Source organism: Shimia sp. Alg240-R146 (genome assembly GCF_947331465.1).
Lineage (GTDB): Bacteria > Pseudomonadota > Alphaproteobacteria > Rhodobacterales > Rhodobacteraceae > Shimia.
Map to the genome: position 1 here is coordinate 1,188,708 of NZ_CAMZOK010000002.1, position 20,983 is coordinate 1,209,690.

A 20,983-nucleotide genomic window follows, 5' to 3' on the forward strand; every position below is an offset into this window, starting at 1 on the left:
TGGCCTTTTGTAGCTAATGCTTTTGCCTAGATCGATCAGTCAGCACATGTATTGATAGAAATCAATAACCCACAAAAAGAGTCGGCTTAAGGTCACCCCTATCGGTGTTACCCACCGGCGATGACGCGGACGTAATTCTGGGTTTCTTTATAGGGTGGAATCCCGCCGTATTTCGCAACCGCCTCAGGTCCGGCGTTGTACGCCGCCAACGCCAGCCGCCATGATCCAAAACGCAGATACTGCGCCTTAAGATAACGCGCGCCACCTTCCAGATTCTGTTGCGGGTCCAGCGGATCAACCCGCAGCGAGCGTGCTGTGTCCGGCATCAGCTGCGCCAGCCCCAGCGCACCCTTGTGGGATTTGGCAGTCGCGTTCCAGTTGCTTTCCTGCTTCACCAGTTTCAGGAACAAATCAACCGGAATGCCGTGCAGCAACGCTGCCTCTCGCGCCATCGCCAAAAACGGACCACTATACGTGCCACGATAGCTGCCGTCGCCCCATTTGGACGGAGTGTAAATCGGCTTTGGCTGCAAACGCACAGAGCCGCGATATTGTTCACTCGCGCGCCCATCAAGCACCTTGGTTTGATTCTTGAAAAGGCGGCTCTTGGATTTGGACGACACAGTTTGCGCCGCCAAAGGCGCCGCCATCAAAGTCGCACAACACACCAAAACAACAAATTTGGAAGACATAAATGCCCACCCCGCATTATTCATTTTGCTTGTCATATCATCTTGGCCGCGATGCGCAAAACGCAAAAAATCTGCACGCACACAGATCACGTTGCGCCCCCTTGCGCCGAAAGGCATGGTGGCAAGGCTCACCCCCCGATACGGCGCCCCAAACCGTTTGAAGACAGTTTTGCCAAGTGAGTTTTTGCCGCCCCACAGCAATTTACAATTCATCCCCAACAAACCGCTTTCCATCCCCCTACTCCAATGGTGTAAGGTGTTCCGAAGCAAAAACAGATTCCACGGGAGACAAGGCGCATGGCCGGCTCAGTTAACAAGGTTATTCTCATTGGCAACCTGGGGCGCGACCCCGAGGTGCGCAGCTTCCAAAACGGTGGCAAGGTCTGCAATCTGCGTATCGCCACGTCCGAGACCTGGAAAGACCGCAACAGTGGTGAACGCCGCGAGCGCACCGAATGGCACAGCGTCGCCATCTTCCAAGAGGGCCTCGTGCGCATCGCAGAGCAATATCTGCGCAAAGGCTCCAAAGTCTATGTCGAAGGCAAACTGCAAACCCGTAAATGGCAGGACCAATCCGGCCAGGACCGGTACTCGACCGAGGTGGTTCTGCAAGGCTTTGACGGTGTTCTGACCATGCTCGACGGTCGGTCCGGCGGTGGTGACGGCGGCGGCGGCTTTGGCGGCGGCGGTCAAGGTGGTGGATACGACCAGGGCGGCAGCTATGACCAAGGTGGCGGAAGCTTCGGAGGCGGCAGTGGCGGCGGCCAGCAAGGCGGCGGCGGCGCCCCTTCGCGCGATCTGGACGACGAAATCCCGTTTTGATCCCTGCCAGTACGCGTAACAATCCAATCAAAGGCCGCGCTTTTCGCGGCCTTTTTCTTTGCTTAAACCGAGCCGCCACGCCAATTTCTCTCCCAACTCCCTGACACGCAAAATCCCCCTACCCACCAGGTTCGCAACCCGCTAAAACAAAAGTGAACGAACATTCAGCGGGGAAACGCATGACCATTTCGTCACCTTTTGACACAGCTTTGGAAACCCGGCTCATGGCCTATTGCGCCATCGACAGCCAAAGCGACGAACATTCACCGTCCAAGCCATCCACGGCGATTCAACTGGATGTACAACGCCACCTGAAAGCTGAGCTGGAAAAGATTGGCGCATCTGACATTGAACTCACCAACTACGGAGCCCTGCTCGCCACAGTTCCGGCCACGGACGCCAGCGCGCCAACCATCGGCTTTTGTGCGCATGTCGATACCGCGCCACAATTTAACGCCACGGGTGTAAAACCGCGTGTTCACCATGCGTGGGATGGCAGCGACATCACCTATCCGGACAACACTGATCTGGTCTTGAACACCACCACGTCCGCCTATCTGGCCGAGCGAAAAGGCGATGACATCATCACCGCTTCCGGCCTTACCCTTCTGGGCGCGGACGACAAGGCAGGTGTCGCGATCATCATGACCATGGCCGAGCATCTTTTGACCACGCCGGGGCTGAAACACGGCAAAGTTCGGCTCGCTTTCACGCCGGACGAAGAAATCGGCCGTGGCGTTGATGCCCAATTGCCTGCCGATTTTGGCGTCGATTTTGCCTACACGCTGGATGGCGCAAAGCGTGGCACGATGGAGTATGAGACCTTCTCCGCCGACGGAGGTGTGGTCACAATCACCGGCGTATCCGCGCACCCCGGTTACGCCAAAGACAAAATGGTCAACGCGCTTCACGTGGCCGCCGCCATTGTGACCGCTCTGGATGAGAACGGCACAACACCGGAAACCACCGACGGCTCCGAAGGTTTCACGCACGTCTACGCACAAGAAGGTGGCAGCTCTGAAACCACTCTGCGGTTTATCCTGCGTGACTTCGAAATGGACGGGTTGGAAGCACGCGGTGCACGCCTAAAAGCGGCATGCAGCAAAGCCGAGGCCGATTTTCCAGGGGCAAAAATCACCTGCGAGATCAGCAAACAATACCGCAACATGCGCTATTGGCTGGAAGACGACATGACGCCTGTCGATCTTGCGCGCGACGCAATGCGGGATCTGGGTATGGAGCCTTACTGCGCCGCGATCCGGGGCGGCACTGACGGATCACGCCTCACGGAACTGGGCGTGCCCTGCCCCAACCTATTCACCGGCATGATGGAAATTCATGGTCCGCTGGAATGGATCTCGGTGCAGGACATGGCGCTTTCCACGCGACTGCTGCTGACCCTGATAAACCGGGCCGCAGGCTAATTTAGCCGCTCGACCGCGCGGCCTTCGCGCGGTCGATCACCTTAGCCACACGCTTTTGTGACCTCGCGTTAACAAACCAGCCAACGCCTCTCCCCGTAACTGCTTCAATGCAACAACAGGGAGAATTAAAATGAGCTTAGTTGAAATCACCGCCAGAGGCGAAACGCCTGACCCCACGCCGGCACCTGCAGCAACCGACTCGATTGCAACAATCGCAGCGACCAATGGCAACTTTGATATTTTGGTCGCCGCTCTTGATGCGGCGGGTTTGGTAGAAACTTTCGCCAATCCCGGTGATTTCACCGTTTTCGCGCCCACGGACGAAGCATTCACAATCCTCGCACAGGACACGTTCGGCATCGACACCGCTGGTATGAGCGAAACGGATATTGCGGTTGCCCTCGTCGATCTGCTCGGCGTGGACACGCTCACCAATGTTCTGTTTTACCACGTTCAGGCCGGGTCCAGTTCACTCGAAGATGTTCAGGACTCCGGCAGCGTTGACACCCTGCTGGAAGGTGCGTCGTTTGGTGTGGATGGCGATACGCTGAACGATGCGGATCCTGACGTTGAGGACCCCGAGTTCGTCGACGGACTGACCGATATTGCCGCCACAAACGGCGTGATCCACGTAATTGACCGTGTGCTTCTGCCAATCGATGTCGCCGAGGTCACACCCCAGCCCACCATTGCCGACATCGCCAGTACCAACCCCGCGTTTGAGGCGTTGACCGGCGCGCTTGTGGCCACGGGGCTTGTCGGCCTCTTCACAGACCCAGCCAATGATTTCACGGTTTTTGCCCCAACGGACGACGCGTTCCGCGCCTTGGCCGAGGAACTGGGAATCAACACGCATGGTGTCGCGGACGCTGATTTGCCTGCGGCACTTGTTGGCGCTCTGGGCATCGATCTTGTGCGCGAAGTCCTGCTGTATCACGTACGCCCCGGGGGTTTGTCTCTGGAGGAACTTCAGGAAGCCGGTCTCGTGGAAACCGCTCTTCCCGGTGGCAATCTGGTTATCGACGGCAATACCCTTGTCGACCTCGATCCTGATCGCCCAAATCCGAACTTTGTCGACGGCCTAACAGATATCGAAGCCGTTAACGGCGACATACAGGTCATCGACAGCGTGCTTTTGCCGATCGATGTTGGCAGCATTGCGCCGCAGTTCCTGTTTGGTGGTTTTGGCCAGGACATTCAGGTCGGCAGCGGGGCACGCGACGTGCTGTTCGGCTTCTTTGGAGACGACATTCAGTTGGGCGGCGGCGGCAGCGACCGGATCTTTGGCAGCTTGGGCGATGACACAATGTTCGGCGGAGACGGCAACGATGTCATGCGCGGCGGTGTCGGAGATGATCAAATGGACGGCGGCGCAGGCAGCGACCGCATGTTTGGCAGCTGGGGCAACGACTTGATGTCGGGCGGCAACGGCGCCGACCGGATGCGCGGAGACAGTGGCCGCGACACCATCGACGGCGGCAACGGTCATGACGTCATCCTGGGCAACCGGGGTGCAGATATGCTGTCAGGTGGAAACGGCAACGACCACATTCGTGGCGGTTTTGGTGAAGACACCATCGACGGCGGCGCCGGAAATGACGAACTGATGGGCGGCGGTGGTGCCGATCACTTTGTGTTCACCAATTTGTCTGGCGACGACACCATTCTGGACTTCCGCTGGAACGACATGATTGTGCTCGACAGCAGCGAGTTCTCGGACTTCGCAGCGGTTATGGATGCCACGACAATCTCAGGCGGCGAAATCACCATCACCGGCGAGAACGGCACGATCACCTTCCATGGCACAGGCATCACCGAAGGCGATTTCCTGTTCATGTGATCTCTGATTGAGACGGAAAGAAAAGGCGCCGGTTTACTCCGGCGCCTTTTTCCGTTAGCGCCGCGCCAACTCGTCAGCCAAAAGATCGCACACTATATCGCGTGGCACGTCGGCAGTCACAAAGGCCTGACCAATCCCGCGCGCAAGAATGAACCGCAATTGGCCATCAACAACTTTTTTGTCCTGCCCCATCAAATCCAGCAGCGCTTCGGCGTCCGGCAAATCGCCGTCAATATCGCCCAGATCCACCTTCATGCCCATCTCGCGCAAGTGCTGTCGCACACGGCTGGGATCTTCCTGACTGCAAAGACCCAATCGCGCGCTCAGTTCAAAGGCCAAAGCGCAACCCACAGCTACACCCTCGCCATGCAACAACCTGTCGCCATAACCGGTCGCCGCTTCCAGCGCGTGACAGAACGTATGCCCAAGATTGAGCAGCGCGCGGTCGCCCTGCTCGGTCTCGTCGCGCATGACAATCTCGGCTTTCATCTCACAGGAACGGCGCACTGCTGCGATACGTGCAGACATATCCCCTTTAGCAAGCGCAGGTCCCTGCGCTTCAAGCCAGTCAAAGAATGCGCTGTCGCCCAAAAGACCGTATTTCACGACTTCGCCGTAGCCCGCCAACAAATCGCGCGATGTCATGGTGCCAAGCACATCCGTGTCGGCCAGCACCAGCTTGGGTTGATGAAACGCGCCAACAAGGTTCTTGCCTGCGGGGCTGTTGATGCCTGTCTTGCCGCCCACGGAACTGTCGACCTGCGCAAGCAAGCTGGTGGGGATTTGCACAAAGCCCACGCCACGGCGCAACACAGCGGCGGCAAAGCCCGTCAAATCGCCAATCACACCACCGCCAAAGGCCACCACGAGATCGCGACGCTCAACCTTTTGCGCCAAAAGCCATTCCACGGTTTGCTCCAAAAAGCGCCAGCTTTTGGTGCTCTCTCCAGCTGGCAAAACCAAAGCTTCCATCGTAATGCCCGCCGCTGCCAGCCCTGCTCTCAGCGTCTCAAGATGAAGCGCGGCGACGTTCTCGTCCGTGACCACGCAAACCTGTTTGCGCGCCAGCAAAGGCGCGATTAACGCCCCGCTTTGTGCCAGCAAGCCGGGTCCGATGTGAATGTCATAGGCGCGATCGCCAAGGCCCACATGCACAGTTTCCATCATCTTCTCAGCTCTCCGTCAGCACATCATCGCGACTGGCCATTACACCAATTACACGGTCCGCCATTTGCTCTATGCTCAATCCGGCCTCTGCGGGTACCGGCAATTCCGCAAGGCTATAAAGCGGCACGCGGGCCTCAAAAATCTCTTCCAGGGTGCGACGTGGATCAGATGTGCGCAACAATGGCCGCGTATCCTTGTGGCGCACCCGCGTCCACAACAGCTCAACATCCGCATCCAGCCAAACCGCGACACCTTTTTCGGCAATCATCGCGCGGTTGGCCTCCGAAAGGAACGCCCCGCCGCCGGTTGAGAGGATACACCGTTCCTCCTCCAGCAGCCGCTCGATTATCTGGGTTTCCTTGCGCCGGAAAAACGGCTCTCCATCGCGTTCAAAAATCTCCGCAATGCTCATATTTGCGGCTTTCACGATCTCAGCATCAGAATCAATGAACGGCACGCCAAGTTTTGCAGCAACAGCGCGGCCCACGGCGGTTTTCCCGGCCCCCATCATGCCAACCATCACCACAGTTTTTTTTAGATCAAAGGTCATTTCACGTCCGGGATCGGCCAAGCTTCGCCAAAATTTACGCTTCGGCATTGAATGACGTGATCTCGCGGGAATTGCCAGTTATAAGTTTCCCAAAACGGGCAGGAAATTGGGGAATTTCATGGGCAAACTAGTAAGAGCGTTGGCGATTCTATTGTTACTGGGCATTATCGGCCTTGTGGCTTACGCCTATATGGGGCCATTTTTCGGGGCTGATTTCAGCCCGGTCCAAACCGAAACCCGTGTTCCTGTCGAGTTGAATGGCTCCTGATTTGCCCAGAAATGTCTTTCGAACCGCACTAGGTTGCGCCTGTCTGAGCCTTTTGTTGGGCACCAACAGCCTACGGGCGCAAGACACACCTCTCAGTGCGATTGAATGGCTCAACCAACAACCAACGGTCACGTTGGACATGGGGCTGACGCCAAGTGATCCACAAGCCGACTTTGGCGCGCAAACCCCCCAAATTTCTGTGACCTCGCTCGCGGACGAAACCCTCGACGCAGTAGGTCTACTTCCATCCAACGTCACCGGTCTGCCGCGGTCTTTATGGGCGAATTCGTCGGCGAACCGACTGGGTGACCTGATTGAACAGCAGCGCCCTGAAATGCTGCCTGCCATGCAGGCGCTGCTATACACTCTGCTTCTGGCCGAGGCTGACGCGCCTCGTGATGTGGGCGCAAACAACGGTGTCTTGCTGGCACGCATCGACAAACTGGTGGAAATGGGCGCGCTGGAACAGGCAGGCGCCTTGATCGACCTTGCGGGCGCGCGAACGCCGGCCTTGTTCAAACGCTGGTTTGATGTGACGCTCTTGTTGGGCCAAGAAGACGACGCCTGCGACGCGCTGATGAAAGCACCGCATCTGGCCCCCGACTATCCGGCGCGGATCTTCTGCACAGCGCGGTCCGGAGACTGGCGCGCCGCTGCGCTGACACTGGACACCGCCAAGGCACTTGGTCTGATCTCCGAAGAGATGGACGCACTGCTTCTGCGGTTCCTTGATCCCGAGCTCTTTGAAGGCGAACCTATGTTGGTCGCCGCTGGTCCCCCAACACCGCTCAAGTTTCGTCTTTACGAAGCGATTGGTGAAGGGCAGACCTCCGCCAGCCTGCCACGCGCCTATGCCCATGCCGATCTGCGCGACACTGCAGGCTGGAAGGCACAACTCGAGGCTGCCGAACGCCTCACCCGCACCTCCGCGTTGCAGGAAAACCGCCTGCTTGGCATTTACACCGAACGCAAACCCGCAGCGTCTGGTATGATCTGGGATCGGGTTGCCGCGCTTCAGGCGTTTGACGCCGCGCTTGCTGCAAATGATGCCAGCGCGGTGGCGGATACCTTGCCCGCAGCACGGTCAGCAATGCGCGAGGTACATCTTGAGGTCGCGTTCGCCCGCCTTTACGGCAGCGAATTGCTTACGTTACCGCTGCAAGGCACCACCGGCCGGTTGGCCCGTGACATCGCCCTGCTGTCTTCAGACTATGAACGCGCTGCACAGGCCGGACCGCGCGACTTCCTCGCCGGGCTGGCGCGCGGCAATCCGCCCCGCACCCCGACCGACCCGCTACATCGCGCCATCTCAGACGCGTTCCACGGCGCTGGCGTCCCGCAAGAGCTTTCGACGATGCTGGCGCGCGGCCAGTTGGGCGAGGTCATCCTATCGGCCATGACGCGTATGGCCGAAGGGGCCGCCGGCGACACCCGTGCCTTGACCGAAGCGCTGGCGACCCTGCGTGCTGTGGGCCTTGAGGACACCGCCCGCCGCGCAGCGCTACAGGTCGCTTTGCTGGACACGCGGGGCTAGGCGGCCATGGACAGCTTGCGCTGGATCACAACCTTTCTGGACGCACAGGCGGCGGAATTGGGCATGGCGCAAAACACACAAGACGCTTACGCGCGCGACCTGCGTGATTTTGCGGACTGGCTTAACAGACACAGCAGCGATTTTGACACCGCTGGGCAAGATCAACTCGAAGGCTATCTGATTTATTGCGACGCACAGGGTTTGGCCCAATCGACCCGTGCCCGTCGGTTGTCGTCGATCAAACAGCTTTACCGCTTTGCCTTTGACGAGGGTTGGCGCAGCGACAACCCCGCCATCCGTATCAAAGGTCCGGGGCGCGCCAAGCGCCTGCCAAAAACGCTTGATGTGGCCGAAGTCGACCGCCTTTTGGACGCTGCCCGCGTCACTGGACGCAGCAAAACTGACAAGCTGCGCAACACCTGCCTGATGGAACTGCTTTATGCCACCGGCATGCGCGTGACAGAGCTGGTCAGCCTGCCGGTTTCCGCCGCGCGGGGTGATCCGCGCATGTTGCTTGTGATGGGCAAAGGCGGCAAAGAACGCATGGTCCCGCTGTCGCCACCTGCCCGCACCGCTTTGGCCGCCTGGCTTTCGATCCGCGATGACGCCGAAGACGAAAAACGCGCCAAAGGTTTGCCCCCATCACGGTTTCTATTCCCCTCGCGCGGCAAAGCCGGTCATCTGACCCGTCACTGGTTCTATCAATTGATCAAAGACCTTGCCGTCGCAGGCGGTGTCAGCCCGGCCAAAGTTACGCCGCACACGCTGCGCCACGCGTTTGCCACGCATCTTCTGGCCAATGGTGCAGATTTGCGCTCCATCCAGACGCTTTTGGGCCATGCAGATGTCGCCACAACCGAAATCTATACCCATGTGCTGGACGAACGCCTGCGCACTTTGGTGAACGACCATCACCCGTTGGCAAAATCCGGCAAACGCAATTCCGGCGGCAACACATCCTCTGACGGCCAATAGCCCGTCATCAACGCCCGATCATACCCCTGCCGCAAACCTATCTGCTGCATATCTGCGAAAGCCGCGTCCGAGTCGTAGTGCAAACTCACAATATCCACGCCGCGGTCTGACAAAACCGCAAAACACGTGTCCTGTGTGCCGTCATGCGCCGGCATTCCGATCACACCCGCATTGACCCACCGCACATCTGCTACATCACGAATAAATGCCAAGCCGCTGTGACCCGCCACAACCATATCCACCTTGCCGACCAACTCTTGAAGCGCCGCAATTTCCTCGGAAAACGCTGCGTCGGTGGACACAGACCAAATGAAACTGGCAATATCCGTGACCCCGCCATGGATCACCGCAACGCGCCGCCCTAAGTGTGTGAACACCACAACATCCGGCAATCCAGCCATCCACGCGCGGTCACCTGCGCCGATCTCTTTGTCGACATGGGCGTACCACCCAGCGGACAACAGATCGCAGGTTGTGCCGTCTTCAAAGCCACAGCCACAGTCCATCGCCCCTGCCGCCAGCTGACGTTCGCAGTTTCCCGCAACCACCGTGATGCCAGCGTCCCGCACCAGCGCCACGGTCTGCGCCGGACGCGCGCAATACGCGACCACGTCGCCCGTGCAGATGACGTTTGTGGCCGCGATCCCCAGTGCGATGGCTTCGTTCAAGGCGGCCGTTGTCGCCTGCATATTCGAATACGGACCACCAAACAGCATCACATCGCCGCTAAGTACGCCTAAATCTTTCATCTTCATGCCTTGGCCTACCGTGCGCCGCAGCCAATTGAAATTCACAATTCCGCCATGCCGCACTCGGTCTGCCAAAACGCAAAAAGGCCGGACATGTCGTCCGGCCTTTCCTACGCATTCGCGTTCGGCTTATTCGTACTTGGCGATGAATTCGGCCTGAGTACCGTCCGCAAGGATTGAATCGATCGCCGCGTCCATCTTGGCGATGACCTCACCGTTGGTTGCCTTGGAACACGCCATGAAGAATTCGTTGCGAGACACTTCCATCGCGATTTCGATGCCGCCACCGTCAATCGCGACCTTCGCCGCGCTTTCCAGCGCCACCATGTAGTCCACACGGCCTGCGTGCAGCTTTTTCAGAGTCATTTCCGCATCGGGTGCCAGATCAATGTCAGACGCGCCCATGCGGTCCATCAGGGCCACAGCAAAGTCGCCGGTCTGGGTGCCGATTTTCTGGGTCAGAGCTGCATCCACCGAGTCGATATCCGCGTTGGCACCAATTTTCTGGATCAGATAGATCGCTTCGGAATACATCGGGCCGGCCCAGTTGAAACGCTCTTCACGCTCTGGTGTGCGCGCGGTGGTGAACACACATGTGTCCGCGTCCTTCTCCGCCTTAGTAATGGCGCGCGACCATTTGGTGACTTCCATGTCGGCGGTCACGCCGGAGCGCGACAATGCCTCTTTGATGATGTCGACGCCGTGGCCGGTCAGCTCACCGTTGTCGAGATAGTTGTAGGGGGCGTAGTCTTCGGTGAACAGTTTCACGTCAGCGGCCTGAGCTACGGTTGCCGTCGTCAGCGCCAGCGCGCAAATTGCCAAAGTTTTCATGAGTGTATTTCCTGTGATTTATGACTGCCGGATTAGTCGCGGCAAAACCTAAAGCCCTCGTAAACTTGAAATACTTTTCGTGTAACCGGTTGGAAAGAAACAAAAACGAGGCCAAATCGTTAGCTCAGACCTCGTTCATTGTCTCGTTCAGAGGGTGCCTCAGTACTTGGCTACAATCTCTGCTTGCGTGCCGTCCGCCATCAGTTCGTTCATGGCCGCATCGATTTTCGCAACCACATCCGCTGGCGTGCTGTGCGAACATGCGATGTAGTATTCGTCCTTAGACACTTCCATTGCAATTTCCAGATCCGCGTTGTCAGCGGTCATCGTCCTGGCGCTCTCCTGACCAAGGATCACATAGTCAAGGCGGCCGGCGTCCAGTTTCATCATGGTCTTTGGCAGATCCGGTGCGGCGTCCACGTTGCTGGCTTGCAGGTCTTTCAGCAAATCGACAGTGAAGTCCCCAACTTGGGTGCCAATTGTCTTGGCCAGCGCCTGCTCCAGCGTGCTGACATCCGCGTTGTTGCCACTTTTCTGAATCAGGAACGTGCTTTCGGCATACATCGGACCGGCCCACTGAAACTTAGGTTCACGTTCTTCGGTGCGGGCGGTGGAAAACACACAGGTATTGGCGTCTTTTTCCGCCAGAGCGATTGCGCGTGTCCACTTGGTGATTTCAACCGTGTGCGACAAGGCTGACCGCTTGGCAACCTCATTGATCAGGTCGATGCCATGACCAACCGCTTTGCCGTCCTCAACCCAGGAATAAGGGGCGTAGTCTTCGGTCAAGAAAGACACTGCAGGGGTATCAGCCATCGCGGCGGCGGGAAGTATCAGGGCAACAAGGGCTAGGGCTTTCATCTTCGGTATCTCCATTTGTGTGATTTCGCCCACTCGATATCCCGCCTGCGCTAACGAAGACTTAAATGCGTCTCCCTCTTGCGCGACCTACCCCTTGCGCCCATAACCAAACCTGTTGGCCATAAGAGGATACCATGGAGCCCACCGTCACTTTTGACTCTGCTTTTTTCATCACCGCTGGTGTGATTGCCGCTCTGTTGCTGCTGTCGGCGTTCTTCTCTGGCTCTGAAACCGCGCTCACGGCCGCCTCACGCGGCAAGCTGCGCACGCAGGCCAACAAGGGTTCCCGCGGGGCGGCGCGCGCCTTGGCAATCACCGAAGACAACGAACGTCTGATCGGCTCGGTCCTGTTGGGCAACAATCTGGTCAATATTCTGGCAACCTCATTGGCCACTGCGCTGTTCACCCGCGCCTTTGGCGAAAGCGGCGTTGCGCTGGCCACATTGGTGATGACGCTTCTGGTGCTAATCTTCGCCGAGGTGTTGCCCAAAACATATGCCATCACCCGTCCCGAAGGCGCGGCGTCTGCTGTCGCCGGCCCCATCGGGATGATCGTCACTGTCTTTGCCCCGATGGTGACCGCAGTGCGCTGGCTGGTGCGTGGCGTTCTTCGCATATTCGGCGTGCAGACCGACCCTGACAGCCACATCCTCGCGGTGCGAGAAGAGATCGCCGGCGCGATCCAACTTGGCCACTCCGAAGGCGTCGTCGAAAAAGAAGACCGTGACCGGATTCTCGGCGCGCTCGACCTGTCTGACCGCACGGTTGAGGAGATCATGCTGCACCGCTCCGGCATCCAGATGATCAACGCCGACGACGCCCCACGCGACATCCTGAACCAATGTCTGGAAAGCAATCACACACGCCTGCCGGTGTTCAAGGATGATCCTGAAAACATCATCGGCGTGGTGCATGCCAAAGACCTGTTTCGCGCGATCACCGACCGCGTGTCAGAATCCGGAGGCGACGCCGAAAGCGCCTTTACCCTCGACATTTCAGAGGTCGCCAAAGAGCCTTACTTTATTCCGGAAACCACCTCGCTTGATGACCAGATGCGTCAGTTCCTGCGCCGCCGCAGCCATTTTGCACTGGTGGTGGACGAATACGGCTCGCTGCAAGGCTTGATCACGCTTGAGGACATCCTCGAAGAAATCGTCGGCGAGATCACCGACGAGTTTGACGAAGACACCGACCATCCGATCCGCAAATCCGACGACGGCCAGTTCCTGATCGAAGGCGCCATGACCATCCGCGACCTCAATCGCGCAACAGACTGGAACCTGCCGGACGAAGAGGCCAACACCGTTGCGGGTCTGGTGATCCACGAAGCACAGATGATCCCCACCGTCGGTCAGGTGTTTTCCTTCCATGGCTTCCGTTTTGAGGTCATCGACCGCACCGCCAACCGGATCACAGGACTTAAGATCAGACCGCTGTAAAGCTACCGCCTCGGCGCGACACCAACACATATCCGCTTGCTCCTGCGCGCCGAACACGCCATGCAGATGCGTCCAACATCTGCGAGTCCCCGATGCACAACGTCAAAAGCAGCCTTCTTATCGTCGCCGCGATGTTCGGCTTTTCGGTTGCGGATATGTTTATCAAACAGCTCACCGTCACGCTGCATCCCGGACAGGTTCTAATGGGCCTTGGTCTTGGATCAGCCACGATCTTTCTCGCGATAGCTCTGATAACACGAACGCCTATTTTGAAACGCATAAACTGGACGCCGCGTCTTCTGCTGCGCTCCGCTGCCGAGGCCGCTAGCGGCGTCATGTTTGCCATCGCCCTGTCCCGCATCGATCTCTCCACCGCTGCCGCTATCTTTCAGGCTATGCCGCTGGTACTCACACTCTTTGCAGCGATTTTTCTTGGCGAAACCGTCGGCTGGCGCCGATGGAGCGCCGTGGCCGTCGGATTTTTGGGTGTGCTTCTGATCGTCCAACCCGGGATGGGCGGTTTTGATGTCAGCTCTCTGCTGGTTTTGGGCGCGGTCTTGGGCATCGCTACGCGCGACATCCTGACCCGTGGCATCGATCCCTCAGTGTCATCCCATGTCGTCGCCCTCCAAGGTTTCCTCGGTTTTTTCATTGCCGGAACAATCCTGCTAGTCTTGTCCAGCGCGCCACTTCTGCCCCCCGCACCGTCAGAACTGGCCCGCTATGCCGGCGCCGCTCTCTTTGGTGCAACAGCCTACTGGTGCATCGTGACTGCCATGCGCATTGGCGAAGCTTCTGCTGTGGCGCCCTTCCGCTACACCCGTCTGGTCTTCTCAATGGCGCTGGGCGTTATGATCCTTGGCGAGCGTCCCGACTGGTCGACGCTGGCCGGCTCCGGCCTGATTGTGCTCGCGGGGCTTTATACCTTTCTGCGCGAACGCGCCCTTGCCCGCGACGCTGCTTAATGGGCCATCCTGTCACTGTTAGCCCTAACCTCACCAAAATCACCCGTTAGCGCTACCAAACACCGTTTACTTTTGCCTCCCCCCTGCTATGACTGCGCCAACAATTGGCCAGTTCAGGGAACGCCTCATCATGAGCACCATTATTGACATTTATGCCCGCGAAATCCTCGATAGCCGTGGAAACCCCACCGTTGAAGTCGACGTAACGCTCGAGGACGGCACCATTGGCCGCGCCGCAGTGCCGTCTGGCGCCTCGACCGGCGCGCACGAAGCGGTCGAGAAACGCGACGGCGACAAGACCCGCTACATGGGCAAAGGTGTGCTCGAAGCGGTGAACGCCGTGAACGGTGAGATCGCCGAAGAACTTGTCGGCATGGATGCCACCGAACAGGTTGCTCTGGATCAGGCGATGATTGAATTGGACGGCACTCCGAACAAAGGCCGCCTTGGCGCGAACGCCATCCTCGGCGTGTCTCTCGCCGCCGCCAAAGCCGCCGCAGACTACACTGCGCAACCGTTGTTCCGCTACGTGGGCGGCACCTCGGCCCGCGTTCTTCCAGTGCCGATGATGAACATCATCAACGGCGGCGAACACGCTGACAACCCGATCGACATTCAGGAATTCATGATCATGCCCGTCAGCGCGGCCAACATCCGCGAAGCCATCCGCATGGGCGCCGAAGTGTTCCACACCCTGAAAAAAGAACTGTCTGCCGCAGGGTACAACACCGGTATCGGTGACGAAGGCGGCTTTGCGCCAGCGCTTGAATCCACCCGTGTGGCGCTCGACTTTGTGAAAACCTCGGTGGAAAAAGCCGGCTACAAGCTGGGCGAAGACATCTACCTCGCGCTCGATTGCGCCTCCTCTGAGTACTACAAAGACGGCAAATACGAGATGGTTGGAGAAGGCAAATCGCTGACATCTGCTGAAAACGCCCAATACCTCGCAGACCTTTGCGCCGACTACCCGATCATCTCGATCGAGGACGGCATGGACGAAGACGACTGGGAAGGCTGGAAACTTCTGACCGACATGATCGGTGACAAGGTACAGCTGGTGGGCGACGACCTCTTTGTGACCAACCCAACCCGCCTTGCAGACGGTATTGCACAAGGCGTGGCGAACTCCATGCTGGTCAAAGTGAACCAGATCGGCTCGCTGACCGAAACGCTGCAAGCCGTCGATATGGCGCACCGCGCGCGCTACACCAACGTGATGAGCCACCGCTCTGGCGAAACCGAGGACGCCACGATTGCCGACCTCGCCGTTGCCACCAACTGCGGCCAGATCAAAACCGGCTCTCTGTCGCGCTCTGATCGTCTTGCGAAATACAACCAGCTGATCCGGATTGAAGAAGCGCTTGGCGAAACCGCGCTATACGCAGGCCGCTCGGTCCTGAAGTGATCGCGTCCCTTTAGAATTGCAAAAGCCCCGCCATTGTGCGGGGCTTTTTTTGCGGAACAAGTTGGCCGAAAAACCGCGGCCAGCCCCCCTGCAGTCCTAAAACACAATCCTCGTACGCAAGCCAAACAACGTGATCACATCTTGGCCCGGGTTCAGCAATGGGTTGCTAATCACCTGAACCGACGGCGTGATCTGCAATCCCGGTGAAATGCTGAACCGATAGAATGCCTCCAAGGTGACCTGATCCCCGGAGATGCCCCGTGCCTGCGCCCAGTTCAAACCCACGCCCGCCGCATCCGTGTTGCGGCCATAATAGGCCACACCCGCAGAGACCGATTTGTCATAAAGAGCTGCCGTGCCTTCGCTGATGCCTGCACGAAAAAACGGCATCCACTTATTGTCGACAAACCACGCCGCCGAAAACGCCGCACCATAGTCTTCCGCCCGCGACCCATCACTGGCTGCATCTGCATGCCAAATCGTCAGGTGGATGTTGTCAAAGTAGATCCGGTCCGGGCTCGACGTGTATCCAACTTCGAGACTTTTAAAGAGGTTGCCGTGATCAAACACATCAAGGTCAGGCTCTGTCGGATCGGCATTTGCATCCGCGAGACTCGCGACCACATAGACGTTGTCGCTAAATCTAAACCCACCAGCAATCCCCAAACCCGGATTTGGCGCATTGATCGTCGGGTTGGTATTAAACGCCAGGTTTTGAAAGCCGGAATAGGGGCTCACTGCCCCATAAAGGTCGAGAAAATCGGTCACGTCCAACTGCCCGAACTGCAGCGTCCAATTGCCACCCTCTGCCCGATGCGTCCAGAACAGATTGGTCAGCATCGTGCCGCTGCCGTTGAACGCTGTGCCTGTGATCGACAAAGCGCCACCATCCAGCCCCAGAAACTGCGGCGCCACGGAACCAAACTTGTGCCGATCCTCAATCTTGAAGGTCAGGCTGCCGCGTTCCGTCGCTTGCCAGCTTCCATAGAGCCGGGCAATCCCGCCGCTGGCTTTACCAACCCCAAGATCGGCATTCCCCCATTGGCCAAGGGCAAGATAGTCAAAGTTGAACTTCAGCCCCTTCTCCGCCAGCTCGTCTTTCCATGCAAACCAACCAGGAGCCACGCGGCGTGGGAAATCGCTTCGAAACTGCGGATCTGTCAGCCCGTCCCCCGGCGCGAGATCGGCCCCCACCGACGATGGACCGCTCAACCCCTGCGCGGACGCGAAACTGGTCAAACACCAGAGGCTGCCTATCGAAACAAGAGAAATCATCTTTTTCATGTGGGACACTCCAGCTTAATTCTTGATCGGCGCCAAAACAGCCGCCCGAGTTATGGCATCTTTTGGCGAAGGCGGAGCTTTCTGAAATGGATTTTTCATAACAGGGCTTATTGTAAACGAATACGTCCAATCTTCGGCAAAGGCGTCCGCCTTGACCACATTTTTCTCCACAGAAAAATTCAGTTTCACAATTCTATTTGCAATGCTGGTGGTCTTTGACACCGCAACTTGCACCGGAACGGTCCACGCCTCATCTGAAGGCGCATTCCAGTCGTAACTCATGGTTGGTCCTGTCCCAATCAACCATCCATTTCCGAGACCATAGAACAGGAAATACTGCAGTGACGTGATCGATGTAGCGGGTCCGCTACCGCCCACTTTCTCATTGTGAAACGGAAACACGCCCCATACGCCCCAATCGGTTGTGCGCACGGCAAGGGCGCTTGGACCAAGCAGCCAGTTTTCCGACGACAGGCTGTTGCCCGAGGGAAAGGAACCAACAGCACCGGCCCCAAATGTCCAATTCCCAGCCCCCCAAGAATACAACAGATCAAACGGCATATCGCCAAATCGACTGATGTTTTCAAAACGCCCCCTACCGTTGTCATAGCGCGGCTGTCCCCAAACATAGCTGAACGCAGGTCGGAAGATCAGGGTATTGCCATTGGACAACACAAACGGAAGAACCGGCTGAAACGTCAACGTCGTACTGCTCTGATCGTCGGCCCCTGACAAATTTCCATCAAAGGTTCGATATTCCAGTTTGAAATTTAGCGTGGCGTTGGCCGCACCGGGGTTGGCCAACTCTTTCGCCAACTCTTCAATATTAGGCCCGACTTGCGCGCGCGCCAAAGTGCCAACCAAGGCGATCGAACAGGTCAACGCAATTTTTAACAAATATCTCAAGATAGCATCCCCAAATTGGACGGGGCGACACGAGGTAAAGCCGCCCCGCCAACCATTTAGTTCAGCGTATTCTTATAGATTACGCCGTCCTTCATGATGATACGGATGGTTTCAGGGCTGTCGGGACGTGGATCCGCGCCAAACCACTGATCCCCAGTGCCCACAACTGAGAAATCCTCCAGTGGATTGCCATCAATTAGCAAAATATCCGCATAGGCCCCCTCCTCGATCACACCCAGTTTCCCTTCAGCGTACGGGTTCATAAAGTCGCCAGACAAAGCCACCATTTCCCCACCGATTGACGTGATCGTCACCATCGATTGCACAGGCCCAAAAAACTCGTTGTTCAGATGCTTTTCATAAGCAATTTGGATGTTGCAGGCCTCAACGGACCCGACACAATCGGTCTGAAAGCCACGTTTCACAGGGCATTTCTTCATGTTGGGAATGTAGTTCTCAAACGTTGCCGACGCAGAAATAGCCTTGGCAAGGCTTGCAGGCTGGTTTTTAACTGCGGGCACATCCAAAAGCCCCGGGTCAAACGCCGTCAAGTTGGTCGAAATATACGCCCCCATCTCGTTCATTTTCTCGGCCACTTCGCAGTCAAAGGAAAATCCGTGCTCAATCGACATAACGCCAGCATTCAGCGCGTTCATCATCGCTTCTTTGCGGTAAGAATGTGCCATGACATACGACCCGTACTCAGTTGCAACCTGTACGGCAGCCTCGATTTCTTCGGGCGATCCCGCCAATAGCTGCCAAGGATCAAAAGCAGACACCACGCCGCCCGATTGCATAAATTTTAACTGGGTAGCACCCATTCGAAAGTTATTGCGCCCGTACTTATAAATATCGTCCACGCCACTCACTTCCTGAGACAAGTTTAGGCGGCTAAAGTTAGTTGATGCTCCAGGGGGAGATGTAAACGTGGCAAAGTCGGCGTGCCCACCACGCGTGCCGACAAAAGCTGCGGACGGATAAAACCTTGGGCCCATAATCTGACCAGAATCAATCCAACGGCGCAAACCGGCGTTTGCTCCGCCCGCATCGCGCACTGTGGTAAACCCCTGCATCAAATACATCTCGGCCATCTTGGTGCCATGAATAGCAAAGTCTTCCCAAGTTGTGTTTGCTTCCATCGCGCTCAGACTTGGACCCATCAGCATAAGGTGAGCATGGGTCTCAACAAAACCCGGCGTCAACGTGCGCCCGCCCCCGTCAATCACTTGCGCGTCCGGTGCGTCAATCGCATCAGTGCTCACCGTTTTGATCAGATTGCCTTCAATCAATACCGAGGCATTTTCGATCCGGGCTTCATTCACTCCGTCAAACACATGCACGTTTGTAAACAACACCTGCGGCATGGCTTCTTGGGCCTGAGCGGTTGTGGAAATCATCCCCGCGATTGCCACTACAACGCCAACCAATAGTTCCCTGTTCATCGCAATTCTCCCGCTAAAAAAGTTAGTATAGGTTGATTAGCTACGAAGTTCCGGCCAATTTTGGATGAAATTTTCTACCTTATCACAAAAAATGGCCAAAACCTCCGTTCGGTCAGGCCCTAATCACGCAGACCAACGAGGTTTCTATGCCCAGCAAACATGACGGTTTCATCCGTGCAGTCTTGGTTCTGCCGTTCATCGAAACGGCGCGGGCGCGTGGCGTTGATCCCCGTCCCATACTCCAAAAATACGGCCTGACCCGCGAAGACCTTCGAGATCCCGAAAGAACCCTGCATGCAGAAGTGATATACGGTCTCACCAACAGGACTGCTGCGCTCTGTAAAGATCCCCATTTCGGCTTCCACGTTGCCGCAGCCTTTGACCTACGTCAGTGGCAGCCAACCAAAGACGCGCTGGCCCGGGCCCGCACTGTCGGCGACTTTTACACGCGCTTCCTTTCGGTCGTCCCGCAACAAGCCAGCTCCGTGCGTCACAGCCTCGAAGTTACCGCACAGCACGCGACATACTCGGTGAACCGCAACGTGCAGACTCAAAACCTACCGGAACAAGTGGAAGGGTTCGGGATCGGTCTGCACCTTCGCCTTTTGGGCCTCGTTCTGGCTGGCCGCTGGGATGGATCCAAAGTCACTCTGTTGACGCCGTTTCCCCACACCGTGCCGCACACACCTATGGGCGCGCAGGTCTCATCTCGAAATATCTCAGGGCTGGCGCTCAGGTTTCCCAGCAGTTGGCTCATCCTGCCATTCACGCAAAGAGACACGGAAAACATCGCCTCAACCACAGATGCCGGAGCGGATATCTCAATTATCGAAGCCCTACGCGGTGTCGCCAGACCGCGCCTCGACGACCGGACTCTCTCGCTGACTGACTACGCAGATGAACTTGGCATTCCTCCACCTCGCCTGAAGGCCGCATTGCGGCTGCAAGACAGTACACTTTCAAAAGAAATCAAACGGTTACGTATAGATGTCGCCGAAGATATGTTGAAAGACTCAAAGCTGTCGGTCGCCGATATTGGGGAACGTCTCGGCTATCACGACCAATCCCATTTTACCCGTTTTTTCCGATCGCAAACCGGGCAAACACCGTTGCGGTTTCGCCGATCCAACGCGGATTGAACGCGCCTTCCAGATCTCAAAAACAAAAAACCCCACACCAAGGCGGGGTTCTGAAATCATCTTTGGCGACAATATCAGGGCTGATATGGCAACGAGCTGTGGTGCAGGACAATCCGAAGCACGCCATCAGCATCTTTCTTGTAAGCAAAACTTTTATTGGCCTTGGTCACATTGCCGTCTTTGTCTGTAAAAATTCCCCAGCCCTGCCACATGGCCACATCGCCTTCGATAAAACTTGTCGCAGGTTGCAGCGCGACCTCACGCCATCCCAAAAGCGCAAATCCGCCATCCAGCGGGTACTCGTCGTCATGGGCTACAAAATAGCTCAGAGCGCCTTTTTTGGTTGGGCGGAACGTCTGCTCGCCGCTGGCCAGCGTGGGTTTAAAGAGAACTGGACCAGCGTCGTATCCATAAGCGGCATCAATCACCTCTTCCGCCAGAGAACGCGCAGCGTCGATACCGCTTTCGTCATAAGCTTTGGAAATCGCCACAAGCCCTGCGCCCCAGTTTTCGCGCGCTTGGCTCAACTCTGCCTCGGTGATTGTCATGGCGCTATCCCTCTCCTCAGTGCCAAATTTCAAGCTATGTGAACGATCGCGGCCTCCGTTTCAAGAGAAAGAGAGCAGATTGTGTCAGCAATAGACTCACAAATTCCGTCGTGACGTCATCCTTGCTGTCCCCAAGACAACC

The 20,983-nt window shown here is 57.2% G+C and carries 20 protein-coding genes; 10 read left to right on the top strand and 10 right to left on the bottom strand.

All coding sequences use genetic code 11. The features are described 5' to 3' along the window. Positions 1 to 107 precede the first annotated feature (107 nt). Entirely contained in the window at positions 108 to 692 is a 585-nt protein-coding gene (locus PG871_RS14985; protein WP_270730667.1) for a lytic transglycosylase domain-containing protein, read from the bottom strand. 297 nt (positions 693 to 989) lie between these two features. Between PG871_RS14985 and ssb the strand changes: the two genes are divergently transcribed. From ssb to PG871_RS15000, 3 genes are all read left to right on the top strand, one after another. Then, positions 990 to 1,514 carry a single-stranded DNA-binding protein gene (gene ssb, locus PG871_RS14990; protein WP_270730669.1) on the top strand — a complete coding sequence of 175 codons (525 nt, stop codon included), beginning with the start codon at positions 990 to 992 and terminating at the stop codon, positions 1,512 to 1,514. A gap of 185 nt (positions 1,515 to 1,699) precedes the next feature. Then, positions 1,700 to 2,938: a peptidase T gene (gene pepT / locus PG871_RS14995; protein WP_270730917.1), complete on the top strand. Its 1,239-nt coding sequence runs from the start codon at positions 1,700 to 1,702 to the stop codon at positions 2,936 to 2,938. 130 nt (positions 2,939 to 3,068) lie between these two features. Continuing rightward, the gene (locus tag PG871_RS15000) at positions 3,069 to 4,778 is read left to right on the top strand and encodes a fasciclin domain-containing protein (protein WP_270730671.1); all 1,710 of its coding nucleotides are present in this window, start codon (positions 3,069 to 3,071) and stop codon (positions 4,776 to 4,778) included. A gap of 54 nt (positions 4,779 to 4,832) precedes the next feature. On the opposite strand, the gene aroB is transcribed toward PG871_RS15000, so the two are convergent. Next, on the bottom strand, positions 4,833 to 5,945 hold the full coding sequence (aroB, locus tag PG871_RS15005; protein WP_270730673.1) for a 3-dehydroquinate synthase: 1,113 nt from the start codon (positions 5,943 to 5,945) through the stop codon (positions 4,833 to 4,835). Between the two features lie 4 nt (positions 5,946 to 5,949). Then, positions 5,950 to 6,495 carry a shikimate kinase gene (locus tag PG871_RS15010; protein WP_270730674.1) on the bottom strand — a complete coding sequence of 182 codons (546 nt, stop codon included), beginning with the start codon at positions 6,493 to 6,495 and terminating at the stop codon, positions 5,950 to 5,952. A gap of 118 nt (positions 6,496 to 6,613) precedes the next feature. Between PG871_RS15010 and PG871_RS15015 the strand changes: the two genes are divergently transcribed. From PG871_RS15015 to PG871_RS15025, 3 genes are read left to right on the top strand one after another with little or no spacing between them, the layout of a single operon-like run. Beyond that, entirely contained in the window at positions 6,614 to 6,763 is a 150-nt protein-coding gene (locus PG871_RS15015) for a hypothetical protein (protein ID WP_270730676.1), read from the top strand. A 55-nt stretch (positions 6,764 to 6,818) separates the two neighbouring features. Then, positions 6,819 to 8,297, top strand: coding sequence for a hypothetical protein (locus tag PG871_RS15020; protein WP_270730678.1), 1,479 nt, complete (start codon positions 6,819 to 6,821; stop codon positions 8,295 to 8,297). Positions 8,298 to 8,303: 6 nt separating this feature from the next. Continuing rightward, positions 8,304 to 9,272 carry a site-specific tyrosine recombinase XerD gene (locus tag PG871_RS15025; RefSeq protein ID WP_270730679.1) on the top strand — a complete coding sequence of 323 codons (969 nt, stop codon included), beginning with the start codon at positions 8,304 to 8,306 and terminating at the stop codon, positions 9,270 to 9,272. Here PG871_RS15025 and PG871_RS15030 read toward each other — a convergent pair. The 3 genes from PG871_RS15030 to PG871_RS15040 form a co-directional block, all read right to left on the bottom strand. Further along, on the bottom strand, positions 9,209 to 10,084 hold the full coding sequence (locus tag PG871_RS15030) for a metallophosphoesterase family protein (protein WP_333559682.1): 876 nt from the start codon (positions 10,082 to 10,084) through the stop codon (positions 9,209 to 9,211). The two genes, PG871_RS15025 and PG871_RS15030, sit on opposite strands and share 64 nt — an antisense overlap. 66 nt (positions 10,085 to 10,150) lie before the next feature. Further along, positions 10,151 to 10,852, bottom strand: a complete 702-nt coding sequence (locus PG871_RS15035) for a substrate-binding periplasmic protein (protein WP_270730680.1) — start codon at positions 10,850 to 10,852, stop codon at positions 10,151 to 10,153. Between the two features lie 159 nt (positions 10,853 to 11,011). After that, a complete protein-coding gene (locus PG871_RS15040; protein ID WP_270730681.1) occupies positions 11,012 to 11,713 on the bottom strand; it encodes a substrate-binding periplasmic protein in 702 nt (233 codons plus the stop codon). Between the two features lie 134 nt (positions 11,714 to 11,847). On the opposite strand from PG871_RS15040, the gene PG871_RS15045 reads away from it, so the two are divergent. From PG871_RS15045 to eno, 3 genes are all read left to right on the top strand, one after another. Beyond that, on the top strand, positions 11,848 to 13,152 hold the full coding sequence (locus tag PG871_RS15045; RefSeq protein WP_270730682.1) for an HlyC/CorC family transporter: 1,305 nt from the start codon (positions 11,848 to 11,850) through the stop codon (positions 13,150 to 13,152). Between the two features lie 92 nt (positions 13,153 to 13,244). Next, positions 13,245 to 14,117, top strand: a complete 873-nt coding sequence (locus tag PG871_RS15050; RefSeq protein ID WP_270730684.1) for a DMT family transporter — start codon at positions 13,245 to 13,247, stop codon at positions 14,115 to 14,117. Between the two features lie 130 nt (positions 14,118 to 14,247). Beyond that, entirely contained in the window at positions 14,248 to 15,522 is a 1,275-nt protein-coding gene (eno, locus tag PG871_RS15055) for a phosphopyruvate hydratase (RefSeq protein WP_270730686.1), read from the top strand. A 96-nt stretch (positions 15,523 to 15,618) separates the two neighbouring features. On the opposite strand, the gene PG871_RS15060 is transcribed toward eno, so the two are convergent. Genes PG871_RS15060 through PG871_RS15070 form a run of 3 tightly spaced genes read right to left on the bottom strand, consistent with a single transcriptional unit; the run spans position 15,619 to position 19,154 of the window. Further along, on the bottom strand, positions 15,619 to 16,806 hold the full coding sequence (locus PG871_RS15060) for a carbohydrate porin (protein WP_270730687.1): 1,188 nt from the start codon (positions 16,804 to 16,806) through the stop codon (positions 15,619 to 15,621). Positions 16,807 to 16,821: 15 nt separating this feature from the next. Next, positions 16,822 to 17,712, bottom strand: a complete 891-nt coding sequence (locus PG871_RS15065) for a hypothetical protein (protein WP_270730688.1) — start codon at positions 17,710 to 17,712, stop codon at positions 16,822 to 16,824. Between the two features lie 56 nt (positions 17,713 to 17,768). Continuing rightward, positions 17,769 to 19,154 (bottom strand): amidohydrolase family protein, encoded by a 1,386-nt coding sequence (locus PG871_RS15070; protein WP_270730690.1) that lies wholly within the window; start codon positions 19,152 to 19,154, stop codon positions 17,769 to 17,771. Positions 19,155 to 19,300: 146 nt separating this feature from the next. Here PG871_RS15070 and PG871_RS15075 point away from each other — a divergent pair, with 146 nt between their 5' ends. Then, positions 19,301 to 20,293, top strand: a complete 993-nt coding sequence (locus tag PG871_RS15075; RefSeq protein ID WP_270730692.1) for an AraC family transcriptional regulator — start codon at positions 19,301 to 19,303, stop codon at positions 20,291 to 20,293. 74 nt (positions 20,294 to 20,367) lie between these two features. Here PG871_RS15075 and PG871_RS15080 read toward each other — a convergent pair whose 3' ends face one another. Continuing rightward, on the bottom strand, positions 20,368 to 20,841 hold the full coding sequence (locus tag PG871_RS15080) for a phosphoribosyl-AMP cyclohydrolase (protein WP_270730694.1): 474 nt from the start codon (positions 20,839 to 20,841) through the stop codon (positions 20,368 to 20,370). Positions 20,842 to 20,983: the final 142 nt, after the last annotated feature.